Below are 25333 nucleotides of genomic sequence, written 5' to 3'. Positions count from 1 at the left end.
TCAGCTGCTCCGGCCTTGCTCTGGTAAGCGTGGATTATGAGCCAAAGTGGTAGTTGAATTCTACCCAGCCCTGGCGTCCCTGCGGGCTGTAGCTGCCCACCGGGTAGTACGGCCAGCCGCCGCTGTCGTCGCGCTTGATCTTGTCGAACACGTTGTTGACGATCAGCGACAAGGTGGCGCGATCGTTGATGCGGTACACGGTGCTGATATTGGCCAGCGCCGTCGGCGTCAGGTAGCCGGTGCCGGCGGCGTTCGGTATCTTGCTGTAGCGGCTGACCAGCAAAGTGTTCGACCAGTCGCCCGCAGCCCAGTTGACGCTCAGGTTCAGCTTGTCGCGCCAATCCGTATTGTTCAGCGATTTGAGCTCGTCGATTTCTTCGTCGCCGACAAATTGCTGCGATTTATTGCTCAGCACCTTGGCGTAATTGGCCTTGAAGGCAAAGCGGCCATAATCCGCCGTGCGCAGCAAATACTTGACGCTGACGTCGATGCCGCTGCTGCTTTGCTTGGCCGCATTGATCGGATTGACGGTGATGGTCTTGATCTCGCCGGCGCGGTTCAGGGCATTGGCCGCGAAACGCTCGACGCGGCCCAGGGTATCGGCGCAGGTAGGCGAGTTGATGTCGAGCTTGCCCAGGCGGCAATCGGCTTCGTCGCGCAGTATCTTGTCGGCGCTCAAATTCGTCACCAGGTCGTCGATCTTGATGTTCCAGTAATCGACGGAGACGTCGAAATTCGAACTTGGCGACCAGACGGCGCCCACGCCGAAGGACTTGCCCTTCTCCGACTGCAGATCCTTGCTGCCGTTCTGCACATAGTCGGCGCCCGGCGATTTATTCGCGTAGTCGCAGTCCTCGATGGCCTGTCCGGCAGCGCCGCAGCGGTAGTAATCGGTGGTGCTCGAGTAGTAACCGGTGCCGCGCGCCTTGTAGATATAGTTCATGTCCGGCGCACGGAAGCTGGTGGCGTAATTGGCGCGGAACAGCAGCTCCGGCGCGGGACGCAGTTCCAGGCCGCCGTTGTAGGTGAACTTGCCATCGCTGCGGCCGGCAAAGTTGTAGCGGTCATAGCGGCCAGCCAGGGTACCGGTCAGCTTCTCGTGCAGCGGCAGGTTGATCTCGGCACCCAGCGCATAGCGGGTACGCGTTCCGGCCGTGATATCGGATTTGGTGGCGACGTTGAAGTAGCCGTCGTTCAGGCGCGCATCGGGCACATTGCTGAAGCCCTGCTTGCCCAATTCGGCGATGGTGGCGATCTTCGCCACGCCAGCGGGCAGCTGGAACAGGTCGCCATTCGTGGCCAGGCTCAGGGTGTTCGTCCATGCCTTGTCGTCGCTGTCGGAATTGCCCGTGATGCTGTCGAATTCGGCCGCCGTCAGGCGGCGCGACAGGCGCGCCGGGTCCGGTGCGTAGATCGGCACGCCAGCAGTGTCGGTGCCCAGTTTCGGCCCCAGGAAGAAGCTGTCGATATTGGCCAGCGCGCGCGGCGTGTGGCTTTCGCTCTTGTACACCGAAGCGTTGTAGTTGGCTTCATACTGCCACGACGACGTGCCGGGAATGCGGCCCTTGGCGCCCAGCGAGATGGCGGTGGCCAGGTCGTCCCACTTGCGGTTGTAGCGCTCCACGCCGCCCATTTCCTCGGGCGAGATATAGCGCGTCCACGCTTCGTAGCGGTTCGTATTCTGGTTGCGGAAATAGCTGCTACCCGTCGACGACGACGTCCACGTCGGACCACGCGTATTGTTCTCGGTCGAGTTCTTGCCGATCAGGAAGTCGGCGAACAGGGTCGTTTCCGGCGACAGCTCATAGTTGGCGCTGCCGAACACGTTCTGGCTGCGGTTCTTGGTTTGCGTGGTCCAATAGGTGGGGCCGACTTTCGGGCTGGCGCAATAGCTGCCGTTCTTCGCCTGGTACTTGACGACGCTGCCGCCGAACAGGTCGCCGAACTGGTTGCAGGTGTCGCCCAGGTCCACGTAGCTGCCGGAGGTGCCCGCCTGTACCACGCGGCGCGAGGCGATATTCGTCGGCGTGCCCGAGCGCGTGGCCATGAAGTCGCGCTGCAGGCTCGACAGCGGATCGCGCTGGCTCAGCTCCACGCTGAACAAGGTATGCAGCTTGTCGAAATTGCCGCCGCCCGTCAGCTGCACGCGCTGATTGCCGGCGCCGCCACGCGTGGTGCCGCCCGCCTTGACGTTGATATCGAAACCTTCCGTCTGCTTTTTCAGGATCACGTTGACCACGCCGGCGATGGCGTCGGAACCATAGATGGCCGAGGCGCCGCCGTTGAGGATCTCGATGCGGTCGACTATGCTCGACGGGATATTCGCCAGATTGGTGAAGTTGACCGTGCCTTCGTAGGCGACGGGGAAGTCGGCCAGGCGGCGGCCATTAAGCAGGATCAAGGTGTGGTTCGGGCCCAGGCCGCGCAGGCTGATGGTATTGGCCGAAGGCGTGAACGTATTGCCGAAGTCCTCGCCTTGCGTAAAGCCGCTGTTCTGTACCTGGTTGGTCAGCGCATCGAAGACATTCTTGTACCCTTGCTTGGTGATTTCATCGCCCGTCAGGATGGTGACGGACGATGGTCCTTCCAGGCTGGCGCGGGGAATGCGCGAACCGGTGACCACGACGGCTGGCGGGGTGGCCGCCGGCTGCTGATCCGCTGCGGGCGCTTGCGTTTGCGCGTGCGCCTGCCATGCGGAACCGCCCAGGATGGCCAGTACGGCGACGGTGAGCGGTGGTAACTTGAATTGTATAGGCATCTTTGCGCTTCTCAAGGTTAGGGAGAAGGCGAAAGATATCAAAATGCCAGTAATTGCAGAACGAATGGATTCATCTTTCTATATATCAAAATTGTTATATAGAAAGATTTTTGAGCAGAAAGCCCCCCTTCCTTCACCCAGGAAGGGGGGCACAATGGGACTTTAGCGTTTCAAGACAGCAATTTCCTTGTAGGCCGGACGCAGCAGCCGCGTGGCCGTGTCGGCCGGGTTCTCCATCGAACTCAACAGCCTGGTCGCGCCCGTGGCCGGGCTACAGCTGCCGCTGCTGCGGTAACGCAGCGCCGCCGCCAGCATGCCTTCGGCAGGGTCGCCCAGCGGGTTCCGGTAATCGTCGGCCACGTCGCAGGTCGGCGCCATCCCATCGGCGAAGTCGCCAAAGCCCTTGGCGTTGACGCCCTGGAACTGCACGGCGAAATACGTGGTGCCGCAATTGGGCGTGGGATAGAAACCGTAGGGCTTGCCGCACGTCGTGCCGCCGATCAGGTTGACCTGCACGTCCACGCCGCGCAAGCCGTTGATGATGGCTTCGCTGGCCGAGCAGGTATTGCCCGTCGTCAGCAAGGTCACGCGCTTGAGGCCCAGCGAGGGCAGCGGCGTGCCCTTGGGCAGAGGGTTCGGCCCGGCAAAGCCCAGGCTTTGCGCATGGAATGGCACGGGCGCCGCCGGCCGCGTCTTGTCATTGGCCAGCACCTGCTCGAAGGTCTTGCCGGTGGTGACTTGCGGGCCGGCAATCATGTAGGCGAGCTCGCTGGCGACATCGAGGTAGCCGCCGCCGTTGTAGCGCACGTCGAGCACCAGGTCGCTGATGCCGGCCGCCTGGAAGCGGCCCATGGTTTCGGCCAGCTGGCGCTCGGACACGTTGTTGTGGGTGTTGAAGGTCAGGTAGCCCACCTTGCCCGTGGGCGTGTCGATGATGCGCTCGTTTTGCACGGAACTCGTGCTGACATCCACCGCCTGCAGGCTCGCGGAGATGGGCGCGCCATTGCGGCTGAACGCCAGCGTGTGCGTGCCTTGCGCCGAAGGGAACAGGCCCGCGTTGATGATACCCACGCTGGCAGTGTCGGGGGCATTGACGAAATCGACGCCATCGACGGTTTGCAGCGCATCGCCGCGCCGCAAGCCCGCCAGTGCCGCCGGCGAGCCTGGCTCGACGATCGTGACCACGGCCTTGCGCGGCGGAGTGGTGCGCGTCAGCGCCAGCAGCATGCCGTAGCCCAATTCGACGCCATTGAGCGAGGCTTCCCATTCGGCCGTCGTATACGTGAAATGGAACTGGTCCTTCGGCTTGCCGGACGCCGTCGTGGCTGTTGTCTTGAGCACATCGAAATACGCCTTCGCCGTGGCAAAGCTTTGCGGCAGGTAGGTGGTCGGCACTTCGCGGTACCACAGATACGTTTCATCGATCCAGCTGCGCACCCACGTCTGCTCATCGAGCAAGGTGCCCGGCTTGTCGATGCTGCTGCCGCTGCGCGGTGCCTCGCAACGGTTCGCCACCGTGGAGGAAGCGACCAGCGCCGTCGGCCCGGTTGGCGTCAAGGGCGGCACGACGGGCGCGCTGTCGCTGCTGCCGCCTCCTCCACCGCCGCCGCAGGCACTCAACACGAATCCGAGGGAAACAACGAGGCAACGCAGGCGCAGGGAATGCATGAGAAACTTTCCAAGAAGAAATTATCGAAAAATTATAATGCGTTTTGCCAGCAAGCGTTGTTTTCTTTGACACAAAAAAATGGCGCCCGCAGGCGCCATTGCTACAAGATCATGCGCAAACCGTTACGCCACGGTGGCCGCCACAGGTGCTGCCACGACGGGCGGCAGCGGCGTCGGCGCGTTGAAGGCGATCAGCAGACTCGCTTCCTTCTCTTTCGCCGCCTTCAAATGACGCTCCTTCACGTGGCCATAGCCGCGGATGTCTTCCGGTATGCTGGCGATGGCCACGGCTTGCGCCAGCTTGGCCGTCGTCAGTTTCGGCAGCAAGCCGCCCACCGTCGCGCGGTATTCAAGAATCAGCGCGCGCTCCATCTTGCGCTCGGCCGTGTGGCCGAAGATGTCAAACGCCGTGCCGCGCAAGCCCTTGAACTTGGCCAGCACGCCGAACGCCTTCATCATCCACGGGCCGAATTCCTTCTTCACCAGATGGCCCTGGGCATCCGTTTTCGCCATGATGGGCGGCGCCAGGTGGAACTTGAGCTTGATGTCGCCTTCGAACATGGACGCGATCTTTGCCTGGAAGGCGCCGTCCGTGTACAGGCGCGCCACTTCGTACTCGTCCTTGTAAGCCATCAGCTTGTAGAAGTAGCGGGCCACGGCTTCCGTCAGGCGCAGGTGCGGGCCATTCAGGGCGCTTTCGGCGGCGCGCACCTGGCCGACGAAATCGATGTACTGCTGCGCATACGCGCGGTCCTGGTAAGCCGTCAGCAGGGCCACGCGCTTTTCGATCAAGTCGTCGAGCGTGTCGATGCGCTTGAATTCCACCACTTTCGCCGGTGTTGTCATGCGCACCAGGCTGGCCGCGTCATGCGCACCGGCGCGGCCCCAGTTGAAGGCCGCCTTGTTGAACGCCACCGAGACGTTGTTCAAATCGATGGCCTTCATGATGGCAGCTTCCGACAGCGGCACTTTGCCCTTTTGCCAGGCGTAGCCGAGCATGAACATGTTCGTGGCGATCGAGTCGCCCATCAGCGCCGTGGCGATCTGGCCCGCGTCGATGAAGTCCACATGGTCGCTGCCGCAGGCCTTTTCGATTTCCATGCGCGCCGAAGCGCCCGGGAATTGCCAGTCCGGGTTCTTCACGAACGCGGCCGTCGACGAGCTGGTCGAGTTGATCATGGCCCAGCTGCGGCCCTCTCCCATGCGCGACAGGGCGTCGCGGCTGGCCGTGACGATCAGGTCGCAGCCGATCACCAGGTCAGCCGCACCCGTGCCGACGCGCGTCGAGTGGATATCTTCCTGGCGGTCCGCCAGGCGCACGTGCGACATGACAGGGCCGCCCTTTTGCGCCAGGCCGCTCATGTCCAGCACGGAACAGCCCTTGCCTTCCACGTGCGCCGCCATGGCCAGGATCTGGCCGACGGTGACGACGCCCGTGCCGCCGATGCCGGTGACCAGGATGCCGAACGGCTCGGCCGTCGAAGGAATCTGCGGTGTCGGCAAGGCCGGCGCGGCTGGCGCATCCTTGTCGGCGGCAGCCGCCTTCTTCGGCTTTTTCAGGCCGCCGCCTTCCACCGTCACGAAACTGGGGCAGAAACCCGTCGTGCACGAGAAATCCTTGTTGCAGGACGACTGGTTGATCTGGCGCTTGCGCCCCAGTTCCGTTTCCAGCGGTTCCACCGACAGGCAGTTCGATTGCACGGAACAGTCGCCGCAGCCTTCGCAGACGGCTTCGTTGATGACGGCGCGCTTGGCCGGGTCCGGGTATTCATTGCGTTTCCGGCGGCGGCGTTTTTCCGAGGCGCAGGTCTGGTCGTAGATCATGGCCGACACGCCGGGCATGTCGCGCAGTTCACGCTGCACGTCCATCAGTTCCGAACGGTGGCGCACGGTGACGCCTTCCGCCCAGGCATAATCGTCCGGGTATTTTTCCGGTTCGTCGGTGACGACGATGATGGGGCCAACGCCTTCGGCGGCGATCTGGCGCGAAATGATGGCCGGAGATAATGGACCGTCGAATTCCTGGCCGCCCGTCATGGCCACCGCATCGTTGAACAGAATTTTATACGTGATGTTCACCTTGGCCGAGACGGCAGCGCGGATGGCCAGGATACCCGAGTGGAAATATGTGCCGTCGCCGAGGTTGGTAAACACGTGCTTTTCATTCGTGAACGGCGCCTGTCCCACCCACGTGACGCCTTCGGCGCCCATGTGGGTAAACGTCGACGTTTCGCGGTCCATCCATAGCACCATGTAGTGGCAGCCGATGCCGGCCAGCGCGCGCGAGCCTTCCGGCACCTTGGTCGAGCTGTTGTGCGGGCAGCCGGAGCAGAAGAACGGCGTGCGGTCCTTCTGCGGATCGGGTTTCACGCTGATCGCTTTGAGCACATTCTCTTTGGCTTCCAGGTAGGCGATGCGTTCCTTCACGCGCTGCTCGACGGGGTGGCCCGCGTAGTAGCGCGAAATGCGGCTGGCAATGGCGCGGGCGATCATGGCCGGGTTCAGCTCATACGTAGCCGGCAGCAGCCAGTCGCCGTGGCCGGTACCCTTCTGGTTGCTCCATTCGCCCGTATCGTCGAACTTGCCGACCACGCGCGGACGCTCGCCATCCTTCAGGTTGTACAGTTCTTCCTTCAGCGCGTATTCGAGGATTTGCCGCTTTTCTTCCACCACGAGGATTTCATCGAGGCCCTTGGCGAATTCGTGCACGCCATCGGCTTCCAGCGGCCAGGTCATGCCGATCTTGTACAGGCGGATGCCGATGTCGGACGCCGTCTGCTCGTCGATGCCGAGGTCGGCCAGCGCCTGGCGCGTGTCCAGGTACGATTTGCCGGCCGTGATGATGCCGATGCGCGCCTTCGGACTGTCCCAGATGATCTTATTGAGCTTGTTGGCACGCGCATACGCCAGCGCCGCATACCATTTGTAGCTGTTCATGCGCACTTCTTGTTCCAGCACCGTGTCGGGCCAGCGGATGTTCAAGCCGCCGGCCGGCATCTCGAAGTCGGTCGGCAAGGTGATCTGCACGCGGTCCGGGTCGAAATCGACGGCGGCGCCCGACTCGATGATGTCGGTCACGCATTTCATCGAGACCCACAAGCCCGTGTAGCGGCTCATGGCCCACGCATGCAAGCCGTAGTCGATGTATTCCTGCACCGACGACGGATACAGCACGGGGATGCCGCATGCGTTCAGGATATGGTCGGACTGGTGCGCCGTGGACGAGGATTTGGCCGCATGATCGTCGCCGGCCAGCACCAGCACGCCGCCGTGCTTGGCGGAACCGGCGTTATTCGCGTGCTTGAACACATCGCCGCAGCGGTCGACGCCGGGGCCCTTGCCGTACCACATGCCGAACACGCCATCGTATTTCGCGTCTTCGAACAGATTCGTTTGCTGCGTGCCCCAGACGGCCGTGGCGGCCAGGTCTTCGTTCAGGCCCGGGTGGAATTTGACGTGGTGTTCATCGAGATATTTTTTGGCCTTGATCGCCGTCATGTCGACGGACGTCACAGGCGAACCGCGGTAACCAGTGATGTAACCGGCCGTATTCAGGCCAGCCTTCAGGTCGCGCTCGCGCTGCAGCATGGGCAGGCGGATCAGCGCTTGCGTGCCCGTCATGAAGGCGCGGCCACGCTCGAGCGTGTATTTGTCGTTCAGGGAAATCTCGGACGCGTGCGCGCCCGGCTCAAGACTCGAGCCCTTGATTGGTGCATTCATTACTTGTCTCCATTATTCTCTGTGCTACGCGTGCAAAGTCGGTTGAACTCACACGTACCGGCCGCGCTTTGTGGGCAATGCCGGTGCGGAAAAATGACTTGTTTGTCGTAGACTACCACAGGAAGGCGCGCAGTTCTTTTGCTGCACTGCACTCCTGCGTTCGTACCTTTTGCTGCTTTTTAGTGCTTCTTTTTGCGGGCACCACCAGCTTACGCCGCGCTCGTATCTTTCAACACGCCGCGCTTGATCTGGTCCAGCTCGATCGATTCGAACAGGGCGCGGAAATTGCCTTCGCCAAAGCCCTGGTCGCCCTTGCGCTGGATGATCTCGAAGAAGATCGGGCCGATCACCGTCTGCGTGAAGATTTGCAGCAGCAGTTCGCGTTCGTTTTCCGTGCTGTGGCCATCGATCAGGATGCGCAGACGGCGCAGTTCTTCCAGCTGCTCACCATGGTTCGGCAGGCGGCGGTTGACCAGCTCATAGTACGTTTCAATCGTATCCTGGAAATCGATACCCGTATCGCGCATGCCTTGCACGGAGCCATAGATATCATCGGTACCCAGCGCGATATGCTGGATGCCTTCGCCGTGGTACTGATCCAGGTATTCGGCGATCTGCGACTTGTCGTCCGACGATTCATTGATCGGGATGCGGATCTTGCCGCACGGCGAAGTCATGGCTTTCGACTTCAGACCAGTATGCTTGCCTTCGATGTCGAAGTAGCGCACTTCGCGGAAGTTGAACAGGTTTTCATAGAAACCGGCCCATTCCTTCATGCGGCCACGGTGCACATTGTGCGTCAGGTGGTCGATATAGGTCAGGCCATGGCCGACCGGGTTGGCAACGGCGCCGGGAATGGCGACGAAGTCGACGTCATAGATGCTGATGTCGCCGATGCCGCCTGGTGCGGCCGCGTCCGGCTTGTCGGCGCCCTTGCCGCGCCAGCGGTCGACGAAATACAGCAGGGAATCGCCCACGCCCTTGATGGCGGGGATATTCAGTTCCATCGGGCCCGTTTTATTGTCGAAACCCCAGGCGCCCAGTTCCAGCGCGCGGCGGTACACGAAAGCAGCGTCATCGACACGGATGGCGATGGCGCACACGGACGGGCCGTGATGGCGGGCAAAACGCTGCGCGAACGAATCTTGTTCGGCATTGATGATGAAATTGATGTCGCCCTGACGGTACAGGGTCACATCCTTGTGGCGGTGGCGCGCGATGGCCGTGAATCCCATGTTCTCGAACAGCTTGCCCAATGCTTTTGGGTCTGGTGCTGCATACTCGACGAACTCGAAACCATCGGTACCCATCGGGTTATCCCAAGGCTGAAATTGCATGATGTCTCCTCCAAGAAGTAGCGCACAGTATAGGCGTGGGTCACGGGCATTAAATGCCAAAGATCTCCCGAACATCCATGATTTGCGCAATAATATTGCGTGAAACACGAACCACCGGAGGAAGCATGAGCAAAATTACGCTGGATAAAACGGACCGCAAGATCCTCGCCGTCCTGCAGGCCGATGGCCGCCTGTCGAATCAGGACGTGGCCGAGCAAGTCAGCCTGTCGCCGTCGCCATGCTTGCGCCGCGTCAAACGGCTGGAAGAAGCGGGCGTGATCCGCCAGTACGTGGCCTTGCTGGACCCGGAAAAGATCGGCCTGGGGCTATTGGCTTATGTCAACGTGCGGCTGGAAAAGCACAGCGACGCCACCGCGCACAGCACGGCAAGAGTGCTGGCGCCGAATCTGGTGACGAACACGTCGCCGCGCGCCGACTTCGCCGTGGCGGTGGCGCAATGGCCGGAAGTGGTGGCCTGCTATGCGATGACGGGCGAAATGGATTACCTGCTGCGCGTGCACGTGGAAGACATGGAGCACTTTTCGCGCTTCATGATGGCGACCCTGCTGCGCCACCCGGCCGTGCTGGACGTGAAGTCGAGCTTTGCCTTGCAGCGCATCAAGGATACGACGGCCCTGCCCTTATTGTGACGGCGGTGACGGCGGCCCGGGCTTCTTCTTGCGCCCTGGCAAGCGGTCCCACAATTTGAACGCGGCGCGCGCATTCGCCTTGAACGTGTAGTCGAACATGGCGAACTGCTCCTGCACGGCTTCCTGCAGCATGCTGCTCGGGTTCGGCGGCAACAGTTTCAGATATGCATCGGCTTCGCCATAGTCGCGCTGGATTTCCATGCCCGCCTTCTTGGCGATATGCATCATCGTCTTGTTTGACGACAAACAATGCATGTACAGGGTATCGACATCGTTGTTGCGGCAGTGGATCGCCGCCCGCTCGAACAGTTTTGACCCGACCCCCATGCCGCGCATGGATTTCGATACGGACACGCCAAACTCGGCCACCTGCTCCTTGTCCGTCACGACGCTTTTCGCCGGCGACGTGTCCTTCGGCGCGAACGCCAGATGCCCCACGCCCACCAGCTTGAACAGGCTGTTGTAGACGCCGTAGACCATGTCGCGCGAGAAATCCATCTTTTGCACGTACTGGGCGACGAGCTCATCGGGCAAGGCGCTGCCGAAGCGCAGCAGGCGGTCGCTTTTCTCCAGATTCAGGAAATGCTTCATCATGCGGCGCCGGTCGCGCTCATGCAATTGCTTGACGAGCACGGTCGGACGCCCGCCGCCGCTGCGGCTGAGCCAGCGGCGAAACGGGCTCTGGAACAATTTGGGCAGGGTCATGGCAGCTCCGTGCCGCTGATCGCGTTCGTGACGGCTTCGACCCGCGCCGCATGGATGAGCTCGGGAATGCGCTTCGGTTCGTGCGCGCAAGCTTGTGCCAGCGCGCCCGCATCGACGCCGCGCACGGCCGCCAGCATGGCTTGCAGCCAGGCGGACTGCGGGAACGCCGGATTCTGGGCCTGCACGTCGCAGGCGATGGCGTCCAGCATCTGCACGAAGCGCTGCGGCTTGCGCAGTCCGTCGCAGCGTTCGCACAAGCGCACCAGTTCCTCGGCGCTCAAGGCCAGCGCACCGGCAACGGCAGCCTGCTCGCGCGCCGCCATCACGGCCAGCTCGCGGCAATCGTTGGGCACGCGCAGGCGCTCGCTGAGCGCATTGATCTGCTCAAGCGGCACGGCCAGCATCAGCACGGCAAAGCGCACGCACAGTGCGTGGCCCGCGCCCGCCGCCCTGTCGATCACGCGCAGCAGATGGTCGTTGGTTGCCAATTCCGGCAGGATGCGCGCCAGGGCGCCGCACTCGTGCAACACCGTCAGCATGCGCGACGGCCGCGCTTCCATCAACCCTTTCGCCACTTCCTGCCACACGCGCTCGGCCACCAGGGCGTCGACTTCGCCATCGCCCACCATCCGGCGCATCAGTTCCATGGTGGCGGGCGCCACCGTAAAAGTATCGAAACGGGCGGCAAAGCGGGCCAGGCGCAAGATGCGCACGGGATCTTCGCCAAACGCGTCGGAGACGTGGCGAAACACTTTGTTTTGAATATCGTCAATGCCGCCGAACGGGTCGGTCAGGGTGCCGTCCTCGGCCTGGGCGATGGCGTTGATGGTCAGATCACGGCGCACCAGGTCATCTTCCAGGGTGACGTCGGGCGCCGTGTGGAAGACAAAGCCCCGGTAGCCGGGGGCAGTCTTGCGTTCCGTGCGGGCCAGCGCGTATTCTTCCTGCGTCTTCGGGTGCAGGAAGACGGGAAAATCCTTGCCCACGGGCCGGAAGCCCTGGCGCAGCATGTCTTCCGGCGTGGCGCCGACGACGACGTGGTCGTGGTCTTTCACGGGCAAGCCCAGCAGTTGGTCGCGCACCGCGCCACCGACCGTGTATATCTTCATCACATTCTTTTCTTAATCAGGCAGTTCCGCATCGTGCTTGGGCGCCGTTTCCGTTTCCGCCAGCGCTTCCGCGATCCAGCGGGCCACGGCCGGGTGCGCCTGCACGCGCTCGCAATACGCGTTCAGCGCCGGCGCCAGGCTCACGCCATACGTGCGGAAACGCATGACGACGGGCGCGAAATACGCATCGGCGATGGAAAAGTCGCCGAACAGGAACTGGTGGTGGCCAAAGCGCGATAAACACTCTTCCCATATTTCGCTGATGCGGCCGATGTCCGCCTGCGCGGCAGCCGTGCGGCCACGTCCCGGCAACTTGGCCTTGATATTCATCGACATGTCCGTGCGCAAGCCCGTGAAGCCGGAATGCATTTCCGCGCAGACACAGCGCGCCATGGCGCGCGCGGCCACGTCTTGCGGCCACATGTGTTTGTCAGGGAACTGCTCGGCCAGGTATTCGCAGATGGCCAGGCTGTCCCAGATCGTGATCTCGCCCGCCAGCAGCACGGGAACCCGGCCGCAGGCCGAATACTCGGCAATTTTGGTGGCCGTGTCGCTCTGGTCGAGCAGCACGCGCACTTCCTGGAATGGAATGCCGAACGCCGTCATGGCCACCCACGGGCGCATCGACCACGATGAATAATTCTTGTTGCCGATGATGAGGGTCAAACCTGGCTCGCGCGCGGCGGCCAGGGTTTGCGTCAGGCTGGGATCAAGGATGGTCGTTTGCATGGTCGGCTATCTTTAGTTGGATGATGGCAAGTCGGCCGCGATGGCGCTGTTTTTTGGGCCGACGGTACCCAGGCGCGCTTTCAGCGATTGCGGGCTCTTCTCGAACAGGGCCGCGTAATAGGTGGCGTTGGCCATCACGTTTTTCACGTAGCCGCGCGTTTCCGTGTACGGAATGATCTCGGCAAAGACGGCGCCTTCCAGCGGACGCGTCATGGTGGCGCGCCAGATGCGCAAGCGCCCCGGCCCCGCGTTGTAGGCGGCACTGGCCAGCACTTGCGAACCGTCCAGGCCGCCAAGCACCATATTCAGGTAATTCGTGCCCAGCAAGACGTTGGTGCGCACATCGCTCAAGGTTTCCGTGACGAAATCCGTCAAACCGATCTTCTTGGCCACATAACGGGCCGTCGACGGCATCACCTGCATCAGGCCGGATGCGCCCACGTGCGACTGCGCATCCATGATGAAGCGCGATTCCTGGCGGATCAGGCCGTACACCCACGCTTTGTCGAGACCCAGGGTTTGCGTGGCCGGATGCATGACGTCGTCGTGCGGTGTCGGATAACGCTGCGTATAGTCCACTTCCAGGCGCGTGCGGTCCGAGGTGTTGACCATGCGGTCGAGCACATTGTTCTGGCGCGCAAATTCCGCAGCCGCCAGATGCTGGCGGTCCGTCATCGAACGCAATTCCCAGTTCCACTCGCGCGTGCCTTCGAAGCGCAAGCGCATGTTGAAAAATTTCAAGGCGCGCTGCAAACCCGGATTGGCGGCCATGGCGGCGATTTCCGCCGGCGTGATGGGCTGGCCAGGCGGCGGCAGCACCAGGTGGTTGCCCAGCTCTTCATTGGCCAGCAAGCCATAGAAATTCGATTGATCGGCAATCGTGCGGTACAGGGCGTCCGCCTGCGCGTTCTGGCGGCCCGGCGTTTCCGCCTGCTGCGCGCGCGCCAGCCAGTAGACCCAGGTAGGATCGGCGCGCAAGGACGCCGGCATGGCCTGGATGGACGCCTTAACCACGGGCCAGTTGCCTTCACGCAAGGCGATACGCGCCTTCCACTGCATCTGTTCCAGGGTCAATGGCGCGCCATTGGTTTTTTGCCAATACTCGAACGCTTCCGGCGCCAGCGAATACGACGCTTGCAGGGCCAGGCTGGCCCAGCCGATGGCCTGTTCCTGCGGCGTCAGCTGCGCACTCGCCTTTTGCAGGGCGACGACGCCCAGCTTCAAGGTGCTTTTCGCCATGCGGCCGACAGCCACCAGATACATCTCGTGGTCGGCGCGACTTAGACCCGCGCCCTTGGCCAGCACCAGCGCCGGCAAGTCGATCGCTTGCGCCATCTTCGCGTCGGACGCGCCCAGCAGCAGCGCGATGCGGCGCGCCGGGCCTGTGGCGTTGGTCTGGCCCGCCAGGCGGATCTGCGCCCACAGGTCGTTCGTGTCGAACTGGCCGTTTTGCGCCAATGCCGCGATCAGGCTGCCGCACGCTTCGCCATAGCCGGGCGGCGAGACGAGCAGGTTGCGCGCCTCGGCCGCCACGTTCTGGCCCTTGGCCGCGCGCGACATCAGCGCGTAGCACTTGAGCTGGGTGTCGTCGTCGAGGGCGAATTGCGGGTATTGTTCATCGAACACGACCCAGTCGCGCTTGCGGCCCAGTTCCAGCAGCCAGTCGTTGCGGAAACGGTCGGCGATGGCGCTGCCCTTGTAGCGGTTCAGGTAATCGCGAAATTGCGCCTCGGTCAGCAGTTTGATGCGCGGTTTCAGCCGATAATAGTCAACATACGATGGAATCTGGTAATTCGTCAGGCGCCCCGCATAAAAGTCGGCTTTTTCGACGTCATCCTTGCGCGCGGCGTCGCGCAGCAAGAGGAAGGCATCGTCCTCGCTGCGCGTGTCGGGGGCGGCAGGGGATACGGTAGTGGAAACCTGGGCCAGGGCGGCCAGGGGAGACAAGGCCGATGCAACACACAGCATCGTGCCGGCAATCCATTTCAGTGGGGAAATCAATGTACGACTCTCAATCTTAACTTGATGGTGATATGAATAGCGACCCTAGAATAACATGCGATCCGGCTACACGGCCACCCATTGCGCCACAGGAAAAAGCCGGCTTGCGCAAAGCCTTGCTGGCGGCCCGGCGCGCCTTGCCCGACGCCACGCGAGTAACGTGGGATGCGGCCATCGCGCAGCGCCTGCTGGACTGGTGCGCACAGGAAAACGTCAAGGAACTGGGCGTGTACTGGCCCCTGCATGGCGAGCCGGACTTGCACGGTGCGTATGCGCAGCTGGCCGCGCGCGGCGTGGCGCTCAGTCTGCCCGTGGTGCTGGAAAAACATGCGCCGCTGGCCTTTTCCGCCTGGACGCCGGGCGAACCCATGGTCAAGGATGGCATGGGCGTGGCCGTGCCGGCCCGGCTGCGACTGCGCCCGGCGCCCGCCACCCTGCTCGTGCCCTGCCTGGGTTTTAATGAGCAACGGTACCGGCTCGGCTATGGCGGCGGCTATTACGACCGCACCCTGGCGGCCGTGCCGCGTCCGCGCACGCTCGGTATCGCCTATGCCTGCCTGGCGGCCAGCTTTCCCAACGGCGAATACGACATCGCCCTCGATCACATCGTAACCGAGGGCGACCTGTACTGACGAGTCAGGACGGTTTATTTCACCAAACGCTGCCACAGTGCGGTCGTGGGCGCCGCCTGGTTCATGCTATAGAAATGCAAGCCTGGTGCCCCGCCTTCCAGCAAACGTTCGCACAAGCCCGTCACCACGTCCAGGCCGAAGGCCTTGATGGACGCGCTGTCGTCGCCGAAGCTGGCCAGTTTCAGACGCACCCAGCGTGGAATTTCCGCGCCGCACATGTCCGAAAAGCGCATCAGCTGCGTGTAGTTCGTGATCGGCATGATGCCGGCCACGATGGGCACGTTGATGCCCATCTTCTGTGTCTGCTCGACAAACTGGAAATATGCGTCGGCATTGTAGAAGTACTGGGTGATGGCCGCATTCGCGCCAGCCTGCACCTTGCGCGCGAACGCGTTCAGGTCGTCCTGCGGCGAACGGGCTTGCGGGTGCACTTCCGGATAGGCGGCCACTTCGATATGGAAATGGTCGCCCGTCTCGGCGCGGATGAATTCCACCAGCTCGTTGGCGTAGCGGAACTCGCCCGAAGCGCCATAGCCGCTGGGCAAATCGCCGCGCAAAGCCACGATACGCTTCACGCCGGCCGCCTTGAAGTCGGTCAGTACGGCGCGGATCGATTCGCGCGAACCGCCGACGCACGACAGATGCGGTGCGGCCTGTTCGCCGGCCGCCAGGATCTCGCGCACGGTGTCCAGGGTACCCTGCTGCGTGGTGCCGCCAGCGCCAAACGTCACCGAGAAATACTTCGGGTGCAATTCAGACAACTTGACCCGCGTGGCGCGCAGCTTTTCCGCCCCTTCCGGGGTTTTCGGCGGGAAAAACTCAATACTGAAATTATGCTTTTCCATCGTCATTACTCAAAAGTAAGGTCGACAGGGCCCAGGAAATGACGCTGTACAGCAATGCACCACCCACGGCCGACCAGAAACTGGCGACATGGAAACCATCGATCACCTGCGCCACCAGCCAGAACATGAAGCCGTTGATGATGAAAATGAACAGGCCCAGCGACAAGAACGTCACGGGCAGGGTCAGCAGGATCAGCAAAGGACGGATCAGCGCATTGACCAGCCCCAGCACGGCAGCGGCCAGCAGCGCGGTCCAGCCGCTGCTCATCGTCACCGAGTGCATCAGGTAGGGGACGGCAAACAGGGCTGCCGCATTGATAAACCAAATCAGTAGCAAGCGCATTTCTCTAGCCTGTCAAAGAAAGTCAGGCCGGCAACAGCCGGCACAAAAGATATACCGATCAGTCTTGTTGCCTCAGGAACCGTAGCGAGCGGATGCGCGGCGTGGCCGAGAAGCGCAGCTGTGCTTTAGCACAGTGAGCATCGCCGGCCGCGCCCCGCGCCGCGCAGTAGGTTCATGAGGCAACCATCTTAATAACGGTAGTGCTCTGGTTTATAAGGACCTTCCGTGCGCACGCCAATGTAGTCGGCTTGCTCTTGCGTCAGTTCCGTCAGCTGCGCATTCAACTTTTTGAGTTGCAAACGGGCGACTTTTTCGTCCAGGTGTTTTGGCAGGGTGTACACGCCGACCGGATAGTTGGCCGTGTTCGCGTACAGTTCGATCTGAGCGATCGTCTGGTTGGCGAACGACGAGCTCATCACGTACGACGGGTGGCCCGTGCCGCAACCGAGGTTGACCAGGCGGCCTTCGGCCAGCAGGATGATGCGGCGGCCCGACGGGAAGATGATGTGGTCGACTTGCGGCTTGATGTTTTCCCACTCGTATTGCTTCAGCGAAGCGACGTCGATTTCATTGTCGAAGTGACCAATGTTGCAGACGATGGCCTGGTCTTTCATGCGCGTCAGGTGATCGTGCGTGAGGATGTGATAGTTGCCCGTGCAGGTGACAAAGATGTCGCCGTGTTCGCAGGCGTAATCCATGGTCACGACGCGGTAGCCTTCCATCGCCGCCTGCAGTGCGCAGATCGGATCGACTTCCGTCACCCATACTTGCGCCGACAGGGCGCGCATGGCTTGGGCCGAACCCTTGCCGACATCACCGTAACCGGCGATAACGGCCACTTTACCGGCGATCATTACGTCGGTGGCGCGCTTGATGCCGTCGACCAGGGATTCGCGGCAGCCATACAGGTTGTCGAATTTCGATTTCGTGACGGAATCGTTCACGTTGATCGCAGGGAATGCCAGCTTGCCTTCCTTGTGCATCTGATACAGACGGTGCACGCCGGTCGTCGTTTCTTCCGTCACGCCGAGGATTTCCGGCAAACGCTTCGAATACCAGGTCGGGTCGGCCAGCAAGTGCTTCTTGATCGAATTGAACAGGCAGATTTCTTCGTCCGAACCGGGGTTGGCCAGCACCGACAGGTCGGTTTCCGCGCGCACGCCCAGGTGCAGCAGCAGGGTGGCATCGCCGCCATCGTCGAGGATCATGTTCGAGTAGACAGCCTTGCCGTCCACGTTCGGCCATTCGAAGATGCGGTGCGTGTATTCCCAGTAGTCGTCGAGCGACTCGCCCTTGACGGCGAACACAGGCGTGCCGGCGGCAGCGATGGCGGCAGCGGCGTGATCTTGCGTGGAGTAAATGTTGCACGATGCCCAACGCACTTGCGCGCCCAGTGCTTCCAAGGTCTGGATCAGCACGGCGGTCTGGATGGTCATGTGGATGGAACCGGTGATGCGCGCGCCTTTCAGAGGCTGCGCTGCCGCGAATTCTTCGCGGATGGCCATCAGGCCAGGCATTTCCGTTTCAGCAATCTTGATTTCTTTGTCGCCCCATGCGGCCAAGGTGATATCGGCGATGGTGTAGTCGTGTTGCGATTTGAGTACGGCGTTCATCACGCCCTCCTTTCAGTTGAAAAAGGTACGTGAGCGCAGTTGCAGGATATTCCGAGCCTGGCGAATTTCTTCGTCGCAACGCTCCTCGGACGGGGGATTTTAACATTGTCAAGGCTGCCGCGCCAGCTTGTTCGCCATACATTGCCATGTAACAACACATAAAAAAAGCGCCCACGACCAGATGGCCGGGGCGCTTTTCTTGCAAGTCTGACTAGATTACTTCAGGCCGGCAGCGTCGCGCAGCAGGGCGACCTTGTCCGTGCGTTCCCACGTGAATTCCGGCTCTTCGCGGCCGAAATGGCCGTAGGCGGCGCTCTTCTGGTAGATCGGGCGCAGCAGGTCGAGCATTTGCACGATGCCTTTTGGACGCAAATCGAAGTGCGCCAGCACCAGCTTGGCGATTTCCGCGTCGGGAATCACGCCCGTGCCTTCCGTGTAGACGGTGATGTTGATCGGCTTGGCCACGCCGATGGCGTAGCTGACCTGCACCTGGCACTGGCGCGCCAGGCCGGCCGCGACGATGTTTTTCGCCACGTAACGGGCCGCGTAGGCTGCCGAACGGTCGACTTTGGATGGGTCCTTGCCCGAGAACGCGCCGCCGCCGTGCGGGGCTGCGCCACCGTAGGTGTCGACGATGATCTTGCGGCCGGTCAAACCGCAATCGCCTTGCGGACCGCCGATGACGAAACGGCCCGTCGGGTTGACGAGGAATTTGGTCTCCGTCAGCCATTCGCGCGGCAGGATAGGCTTGATGATTTCTTCGATGACGGCTTCTTCGATCTGCTTGTGCGAGATTTCCGGCGCATGCTGGGTCGACAGCACGACAGTGTGCACGCCAACGGGGCGGCCATCGACGTAGCGCAGGGTCACTTGCGATTTCGCATCCGGACGCAGCCATGGCAAACGGCCATCCTTGCGCAGCTGCGACTGGCGCTCGACGAGGCGGTGTGCGTAGTGGATGGCGGCGGGCATCAGCTCGGCCGTTTCATCGCAGGCGTAGCCGAACATCAGGCCCTGATCGCCAGCGCCTTGATCCAGATCAATGCCCGCGCCTTCATCAACGCCTTGCGCGATGTCGGGCGACTGCTTGTCATAGGCCACCAGCACGGCGCAACCCTTGTAGTCGATGCCGTATTCCGTGTTGTCGTAGCCGATGCGTTTGATGGTTTCGCGCGCAACTTGAATATAATCCACATTGGCGTGAGTGGTGATCTCGCCAGCCAGCACCACCAGACCCGTGTTGCACAGGGTTTCGGCCGCCACGCGGGCGGCTGGATCCTGGGTCAGGATGGCGTCAAGGATGGCGTCGGAAATTTGATCGGCAACCTTGTCGGGATGGCCTTCCGAAACGGATTCGGAAGTGAAGAGATAGTCGTTTGACATTGCAAGCTCCTGTTTACTATGTGAATGTTCTGTCGCAGTAAAGAGGATTTTGCCTGCGACGCTTTAGCGAGATTTATATTCCGCATCGCAAGTTGTCTATTAACTCAGCGGTTACTGCATACGTGGTATTTTACGCTTCTTAAAAAATTTTGGCACGGCAACACGCCATTCCTGGAAACCGCTTATACATGTTAGTCCCAATTTTTCGCTTCTTGTCCGTCTTTCCCCTGCCCGTCCTGCATGGCCTGGGCGCTGCGCTCGGCTGGGTGATTTACGCCATTTCGCCGTCCTACCGCCGCCGCATGCGCGAGAACATGCAGGGTGCGGGGTTTTCGCAACACTTGCACACGGCCGTGGCCGAAGCGGGCAAGAGCGTGCTGGAATTACCGTTCATCTGGTGCGCGCCGGCCGAGCGCGTGGCGCGCCATGCAACAGTGGAAAACTGGGAACTGGTGGAAAAAGCGCTGCAGCACGGCCGCGGCATTGTCTTCCTGACACCGCACCTGGGCTGCTTTGAAATCGTCGCGCAACAGATCGCCCTGCGCACGCCGCTGACCGTGATGTACCGCCCGCCCAAGCGCGCCGCCTTGAAACCGCTGATCGAAGGGGCCCGCGCGCGCGAAAATCTGATGCTGGCGCCAGCGAACATGTCGGGCGTGCGCATCTTTGCCAAATGCCTGAAAAAGGGACAACCGATCGGCCTGCTGCCCGACCAGGTGCCGCAGGAAGGCGAAGGCGTGTGGGCCGATTTCTTCGGCCGTCCCGCCTACACCATGACCCTGCCGGCCAAGCTGGCGCAGATGGGCGGCGCCGAAGTCATCATTACCTACGCGGAACGCTTGCCGGGCGGGCGCGGCTACGTCGTGCATTTCGTGCCGTTTACCGAGTCGCTCGACAGCACCTCGGCCGAGCAGGCGCGCACCATCAATGCGGCCATGGAGCAATTGATCGCGCGCAGCCCGGCGCAATACCTGTGGAGCTACAACCGCTATAAAGTACCGCGCGGCGCACCGCCGCCCACGCCGGCCACGTCCGATGCCGCCGGGGAGCAGGCATGAGACTACTGATCGCCTTCATGTGGCTGCTGCACTGGCTGCCTTTACCCATCCTCGGCCGCTTCGGCGTGGCCGTAGGCAGCGTGCTGTTCATCGCCATGCCCACGCGGCGCAAGATCGCCCTGACGAATCTGCGCCTGTGCATGCCGGAATTGACGGAACAACAGCGCGTGGCGCTGGCGCGCCAGCATTTCCAGGCCTATTCGCGCAGCGTGTGGGAACGCAGCATCCTGTGGTGGTCGTCGGAAGCGCGCCTGAACCGTCTGATCAAGAAGGTGCCCGCCTTCCCGGGCCAGCAGATCGCGGCCAAGCCCACCATCCTGCTGTGTCCGCACTTCGTCTGCCTCGACGTGGCCGGCGCCGCCACGGCCATGGAAATTTCCGCCTCGTCGATGTATGTGCAGCAAAAGAACGCCGCCTTCGACCAGGCCTTGCGCAACGGCCGCTCGCGCTTCAAGCCGCCCAAGCTGTTTACGCGCCAGGACGGCATCAAGACGATTTTGCGCGCGCTGCGCGACGGCTTGCCGTATTTCATGCTGCCGGACATGGATTTCGGCGAAAAGGATGCGGAATTCGTCCCCTTCTTCGGCGTGCCCGCCGCCACCCTGACGGCCACGGCGCGCCTGGCGCTGGCCGCCAAAGCGCAGGTGATTCCCGTCATCGCCACCTTCCTGCCCAACTACCAGGGCTGGCAAGTGACCTACTATCCGGCCTGGGACGACTATCCGGGCGATGACATCACGGCCGCCACGCGCCGCATGAACGAGTTCATCGAAGAACGCGTGCGCGAAGCGCCGGCCGAGTATTTCTGGACGCATAAACGCTTCAAGACGCGTCCGGAAGGCGAAGCGTCGTTCTATAACCAGCACAAGTGATACGGCAGACCATGAAACTCCACTTTACCAAGATGCATGGCGCCGGCAATGACTTCATCGTCATCGACGCCATCAACCAGGACATAGCCTTCACGCCGGCCCAGTGGCAGCGTTTGGCCGACCGCCGTTTCGGCATCGGCGCCGACCAGATTCTCGTCGTGGAAAAGCCGCGCCTGCCGGGCTGCGACTTCCGCTACCGCATCTATAACAACGATGGCGGCGAAGTCGAGCAATGCGGCAACGGCGCGCGCGCCTTCGTCAAGTTCGTCAGCGAAAAAGGCTTGTCAAGCAAGGCCAGCATCCGCGTGGAAACCATGGCCGGCGTCATCGCGCCGCGCCTGGAACTCGACGGCAGCATCACCGTCGACATGGGCGCGCCCGTGCTCGAACCGGCGCTGGTGCCGTTCGATGCGGCTGGCTTGACGGGCGTGGCCGAAGGCGCCGATCTGCTGTGGCCGCTGGACCTGGCTTTGCCGGGCCAAACCTCTCCTGTGCTGGTGTCCGTCGTCTCGATGGGCAACCCGCATGCCGTGCAAGTGGTCGACGATGTCGACGCCCAAGACCTGGAAGTGACAGGGCCGCGCATCGAGCATCATCCGCGCTTTCCCCGCAGGGTCAACGCCGGCTACATGCAGGTCGTCAACCGCCAGCACGTGAAACTGCGCGTGTTCGAGCGGGGCGCCGGTGAAACACTGGCGTGCGGCACGGGCGCCTGCGCGGCCGCCGTGGCCGGCATCCGCCGCGGCTTGCTCGATTCCCCCGTGCGCATCAGCGCGCGCGGCGGCGAACTGTCGATCGCCTGGCAAGGCCCCGGCCATCCCGTCCTGATGACGGGCCCGGCCGTAACCGTGTTCGAAGGCACGATCGAGCTGTAATCAACGCTGCATCATGCCGCCAGGAACTGCTGTTCCTGCGTGGCATCGAGCTCGGCCAGGTAGCACTTCAGGCGGTACAGACGCTGCCGGTAATTGCCTTCCGGCCCCGCCACGCTACAATCGACGCGCTCGAACAGCCGTACCACCTGATCGAGCAACTGGCGTTCCTGCGCCGTGCGGATCAGCACGAGGCGCCGCTTGCCGCGCCCATGCGTGGCACTGATATCGATCAACAGGCAATGCCCCTGGTCGGCCGCATGGATATCGAGCAACAGCGCCTCGGCACGCGACAGATGAAAGCAGCGTGCCAGCGCCAGGCGCGCCGCCAGCAGGGGGTGGCTCTGGCCCAGCTGGCGCAAATGTTCATCGGCGTGCATGGCGGCGCACTGGCCCCAGTCGCCGGGCTCGCCTTGCGGCGCGATTTTCGCCAGCGCCGCTTCCGCTTCACTGCTGCCTTGCGCCTGCGCCTGCAGCAGCCAATACGCGGCACGCACATCATTGTTGACACCGTCGCGGCGGTTACGCCACGCATGCATGCCGCATTCGAGCTGCGCCGGGCCATGCCCCAGGTCGGCAGCACGCTCCAGGCAGAAATGGGCTTCGACCACATTGCGCTGGGAAAATTCCGGTTTCGTATAGATGCGCGACAGCACGAACCAGGCTTCGGCCAGTCCCTGCTCGCCCGCCTGCGTCAACCAGCGCACGGCACGCTTGAAATTGGCCGCGCCATTGCGCGTGGCCAGGCGCCGGCCATGCGCATCCATGCGCGCATAGCCGAGTCCCAGCTCCAGCTGCGCCGTGCGGTCGCCGCCATGCGCGGCCAGCTCGCAGCACTGCCAGCCTTCGGCATCGCCGCCAGGCGCCAATGCCTGGGCGCAACGCGACAGCAACAGCACCTGCTGCGCGTCGAGGGCGATCGTGCGCGTACCGGCCGCCGCCTGGCGCTGCAGCAGCTCGCGCGCCAGCGGCAAGCCTTGTGACAGGAAGCCCGCATGGTTGCCTTGGCTCCACGCCTGCTCCAGCCAGGCGTGCAGCGGCGCGTCGCCATCGATGGCTTGCTCGCCAGCGGCGCTGGCGTCCTGCCCGGGCGCCGCCGATGATCTTTCTTGCAGGGACAACAACCATTGCGCATCGGGCAAGCCGGCGCGTACGGCGGCGTCCAGCGCCACGCGGGCCTTGGCGCGCAAGGCTTCACTGCTGCTGGCGGCGTTGCCCAGCACCAGTTGCGCCAGCACCAGGCCCGCCTGTACCAGACCCGCATCGAACGCTTGCGCGTAATACGGGATCAGCGCCTTGGCTGCCGGTTGCGCCACTTCGAAAGGCACGTGCGTGCCGATCAGCAAGCACGCTTCCTCGCTATCCTCCTGGGCCGCCCGCGCCAGCCAGTGCAAGGCGGTCGGCAAGCTTTGCGGCACACCCTGCCCAAACAGGTACACCCGTCCCAACGCCAGCTGGCAAGCCACATCGCCAGCACGTGCGCCCTTGATCAATCCTAATGTTTCGCGATTTGCCATCGATTCTCGATATTGAGTCAATGATTCTAATAATAGTGAGCCATCTCCAGACCCATCCTTGCAGGCCATCCCTTAGTGTAACGTCCTTGTGTCGTAAATCCGCCAAAGCGGCCTCAAGAACTTGATTCAACGCAACAATGTCCTGTTCCCAACATGCCAAGATGACACGGCGCCGCGACGGTGGCGATGGGAAAACGCCGGCCATCGGCGCAGGACTGGCAGAAACCGCGCGTTACAAAAATACAACAGGGGTATGCAGTTATGCCGCTTTTCACCAATCTTTTCACGCATATTTGACCAATCCCGCACGTCTTGCGCGCCGACGAATTAAGGTTCATTCATCGAAACGCGACAGTTAGCGCATTTCAATCTGCTCGGATCTCGGACGGAACTCACTTTTAATAGGGAATAAGACATGAAAAAATCACTCGTTGCCCTCGCACTCTTCGGCGCCTTTGCCGCAACCGCACAAGCGCAGTCGTCCGTCCAAATCTACGGCACGATCGATGCAGGCCTGGGCAAAGCGACTGGTTCGACCACCGCCGTCACCAAGCGCGACAACAACAAACTGGGTTTCAAGGGCACGGAAGATCTGGGCAATGGCTTGAAAGCTATTTTCCAACTGGAAATTCGCTATGAATCCGACACCGGCACGCTGGAAAGCAATGGCGCCCGTCCGCTGTTCCAGGGTCAAAGCCGCGTCGGCCTGCAAGGTGACTTCGGTACCGTACGTCTGGGCCGTGGCCTGACCGCGTTCCAAGAAACGAGCACCGGTTTCGAACCATGGTCGGGCATGCCTACGCCAGCCGGTTTCCAGACCGACCTGACCGTCGCCGGCTACACCAGCGATCCGCTGAGCCCAGCTGGCAACTCGCGTAACCGCTTCTCGAATGCCGTGTTCTACAACTCGCCAGTCATCAGCGGCTTCCAGTTCAACGCCACCGTGGCCGCCAAGGAAGCGAACAACAACGCCGCCGTTGCAGCGTCCGTGCGCAACCTGACGACGAATGCCTCCGGTAACTACTTCGTGCCAGGCAATGTGGCGCCGGCATCGAATCCATACTCGGTATCCGTGACGTACTCCTCGCCAGGCTTTGCCGCCATGGCCGCCTACGAGCGCAATGGCCTGCAAGCCAAGCTGTGGTCGGTCGGTGCGTCGGTCAATCCGATTCCTGAGCTGAAAGTCATGCTGTCGATCCAGCACCAGAACGATGAAGAATTCAAGATCGTCAATACCGGCACCAAATCGTGGGTGCTGGGCGCCAACTACGACGTCGGCCCAGGCAAGATCCGCGCTGGCTACGGTCAAAAAACGCCGGATGGCGTAGTCAAAACCAAGCAAGCATCGCTGGGCTATGACTACAATCTGTCGAAACGTACCTATGTGTACGCAGATATTTCGAACAAGAAAGCTGCCAGCACGACCAACTACAACGTTTCGAGCACGACCAACTACATCGGCGTCGGCGTACACCACAACTTCTAATGGCCCGCCTGTCACCCTCCGCGGGTGACAGCTGA

General features: G+C 62.1%; 19 protein-coding genes and 1 riboswitch. Of the genes, 6 read left to right on the top strand and 13 right to left on the bottom strand.

Annotated features, from left to right (window positions below; all coding sequences use genetic code 11):
* Positions 1-34: 34 nt before the first annotated feature.
* The 4 genes from OPV09_RS03055 to hppD form a co-directional block, all read right to left on the bottom strand.
* Entirely contained in the window at positions 35-2758 is a 2724-nt protein-coding gene (locus OPV09_RS03055) for a TonB-dependent receptor plug domain-containing protein (protein WP_072455785.1), read from the bottom strand.
* 162 nt (positions 2759-2920) lie between these two features.
* On the bottom strand, positions 2921-4426 hold the full coding sequence (locus OPV09_RS03050; protein ID WP_338680501.1) for a S41 family peptidase: 1506 nt from the start codon (positions 4424-4426) through the stop codon (positions 2921-2923).
* 123 nt (positions 4427-4549) lie between these two features.
* Positions 4550-8146 (bottom strand): indolepyruvate ferredoxin oxidoreductase family protein, encoded by a 3597-nt coding sequence (locus OPV09_RS03045; protein WP_070304537.1) that lies wholly within the window; start codon positions 8144-8146, stop codon positions 4550-4552.
* 209 nt (positions 8147-8355) lie between these two features.
* Entirely contained in the window at positions 8356-9483 is a 1128-nt protein-coding gene (gene hppD, locus OPV09_RS03040) for a 4-hydroxyphenylpyruvate dioxygenase (protein WP_338680500.1), read from the bottom strand.
* 125 nt (positions 9484-9608) lie between these two features.
* On the opposite strand from hppD, the gene OPV09_RS03035 reads away from it, so the two are divergent.
* Positions 9609-10133, top strand: coding sequence for an Lrp/AsnC family transcriptional regulator (locus tag OPV09_RS03035; RefSeq protein ID WP_034753092.1), 525 nt, complete (start codon positions 9609-9611; stop codon positions 10131-10133).
* Here OPV09_RS03035 and OPV09_RS03030 read toward each other — a convergent pair.
* Genes OPV09_RS03030 through OPV09_RS03015 form a run of 4 tightly spaced genes read right to left on the bottom strand, consistent with a single transcriptional unit; the run spans position 10125 to position 14677 of the window.
* Positions 10125-10838: a GNAT family N-acetyltransferase gene (locus tag OPV09_RS03030; RefSeq protein ID WP_338680498.1), complete on the bottom strand. Its 714-nt coding sequence runs from the start codon at positions 10836-10838 to the stop codon at positions 10125-10127. The two genes, OPV09_RS03035 and OPV09_RS03030, sit on opposite strands and share 9 nt — an antisense overlap.
* Positions 10835-11947, bottom strand: a complete 1113-nt coding sequence (locus OPV09_RS03025; protein WP_338680497.1) for a multifunctional CCA tRNA nucleotidyl transferase/2'3'-cyclic phosphodiesterase/2'nucleotidase/phosphatase — start codon at positions 11945-11947, stop codon at positions 10835-10837. Before OPV09_RS03025 ends, OPV09_RS03030 begins: the two co-directional genes overlap by 4 nt.
* 12 nt (positions 11948-11959) lie before the next feature.
* Positions 11960-12676 (bottom strand): glutathione S-transferase family protein, encoded by a 717-nt coding sequence (locus OPV09_RS03020; protein ID WP_058051110.1) that lies wholly within the window; start codon positions 12674-12676, stop codon positions 11960-11962.
* Positions 12677-12688: 12 nt separating this feature from the next.
* The gene (locus OPV09_RS03015; protein ID WP_338680496.1) at positions 12689-14677 is read right to left on the bottom strand and encodes a lytic transglycosylase domain-containing protein; all 1989 of its coding nucleotides are present in this window, start codon (positions 14675-14677) and stop codon (positions 12689-12691) included.
* A 104-nt stretch (positions 14678-14781) separates the two neighbouring features.
* On the opposite strand from OPV09_RS03015, the gene OPV09_RS03010 reads away from it, so the two are divergent.
* On the top strand, positions 14782-15309 hold the full coding sequence (locus OPV09_RS03010; RefSeq protein WP_338680495.1) for a 5-formyltetrahydrofolate cyclo-ligase: 528 nt from the start codon (positions 14782-14784) through the stop codon (positions 15307-15309).
* Positions 15310-15323: 14 nt separating this feature from the next.
* Here OPV09_RS03010 and metF read toward each other — a convergent pair whose 3' ends face one another.
* From metF to metK, 4 genes are all read right to left on the bottom strand, one after another.
* Positions 15324-16154, bottom strand: a complete 831-nt coding sequence (gene metF, locus OPV09_RS03005; RefSeq protein ID WP_338680494.1) for a methylenetetrahydrofolate reductase [NAD(P)H] — start codon at positions 16152-16154, stop codon at positions 15324-15326.
* On the bottom strand, positions 16141-16497 hold the full coding sequence (locus tag OPV09_RS03000) for a phage holin family protein (protein WP_034753082.1): 357 nt from the start codon (positions 16495-16497) through the stop codon (positions 16141-16143). The genes metF and OPV09_RS03000 overlap by 14 nt, the downstream gene beginning before the upstream one ends.
* A gap of 188 nt (positions 16498-16685) precedes the next feature.
* Positions 16686-18110 carry an adenosylhomocysteinase gene (gene ahcY / locus OPV09_RS02995; protein ID WP_092713571.1) on the bottom strand — a complete coding sequence of 475 codons (1425 nt, stop codon included), beginning with the start codon at positions 18108-18110 and terminating at the stop codon, positions 16686-16688.
* Positions 18111-18134: 24 nt separating this feature from the next.
* Positions 18135-18203, bottom strand: a riboswitch (S-adenosyl-L-homocysteine riboswitch).
* A 123-nt stretch (positions 18204-18326) separates the two neighbouring features.
* Entirely contained in the window at positions 18327-19493 is a 1167-nt protein-coding gene (gene metK / locus OPV09_RS02990; RefSeq protein WP_034783537.1) for a methionine adenosyltransferase, read from the bottom strand.
* A 188-nt stretch (positions 19494-19681) separates the two neighbouring features.
* Here metK and OPV09_RS02985 point away from each other — a divergent pair, with 188 nt between their 5' ends.
* Genes OPV09_RS02985 through dapF form a run of 3 tightly spaced genes read left to right on the top strand, consistent with a single transcriptional unit; the run spans position 19682 to position 22298 of the window.
* The gene (locus OPV09_RS02985; protein ID WP_070304528.1) at positions 19682-20551 is read left to right on the top strand and encodes a lysophospholipid acyltransferase family protein; all 870 of its coding nucleotides are present in this window, start codon (positions 19682-19684) and stop codon (positions 20549-20551) included.
* On the top strand, positions 20548-21423 hold the full coding sequence (locus OPV09_RS02980; RefSeq protein ID WP_034753075.1) for a lipid A biosynthesis acyltransferase: 876 nt from the start codon (positions 20548-20550) through the stop codon (positions 21421-21423). Before OPV09_RS02985 ends, OPV09_RS02980 begins: the two co-directional genes overlap by 4 nt.
* An 11-nt stretch (positions 21424-21434) precedes the next feature.
* A complete protein-coding gene (dapF, locus tag OPV09_RS02975) occupies positions 21435-22298 on the top strand; it encodes a diaminopimelate epimerase (RefSeq protein WP_338680491.1) in 864 nt (287 codons plus the stop codon).
* Positions 22299-22309: 11 nt separating this feature from the next.
* Here dapF and OPV09_RS02970 read toward each other — a convergent pair whose 3' ends face one another.
* Positions 22310-23812 (bottom strand): hypothetical protein, encoded by a 1503-nt coding sequence (locus OPV09_RS02970; RefSeq protein WP_338680490.1) that lies wholly within the window; start codon positions 23810-23812, stop codon positions 22310-22312.
* A gap of 415 nt (positions 23813-24227) precedes the next feature.
* On the opposite strand from OPV09_RS02970, the gene OPV09_RS02965 reads away from it, so the two are divergent.
* On the top strand, positions 24228-25298 hold the full coding sequence (locus OPV09_RS02965) for a porin (RefSeq protein WP_034753069.1): 1071 nt from the start codon (positions 24228-24230) through the stop codon (positions 25296-25298).
* Positions 25299-25333: the final 35 nt, after the last annotated feature.

The sequence above is a fragment of the Janthinobacterium sp. TB1-E2 genome (assembly GCF_036885605.1).
Classification (GTDB): domain Bacteria; phylum Pseudomonadota; class Gammaproteobacteria; order Burkholderiales; family Burkholderiaceae_D; genus Janthinobacterium; species Janthinobacterium aestuarii.
The sequence above is the reverse complement of the archived record's forward strand: the minus strand, read 5'-3'. Positions and strand labels throughout refer to the sequence as shown.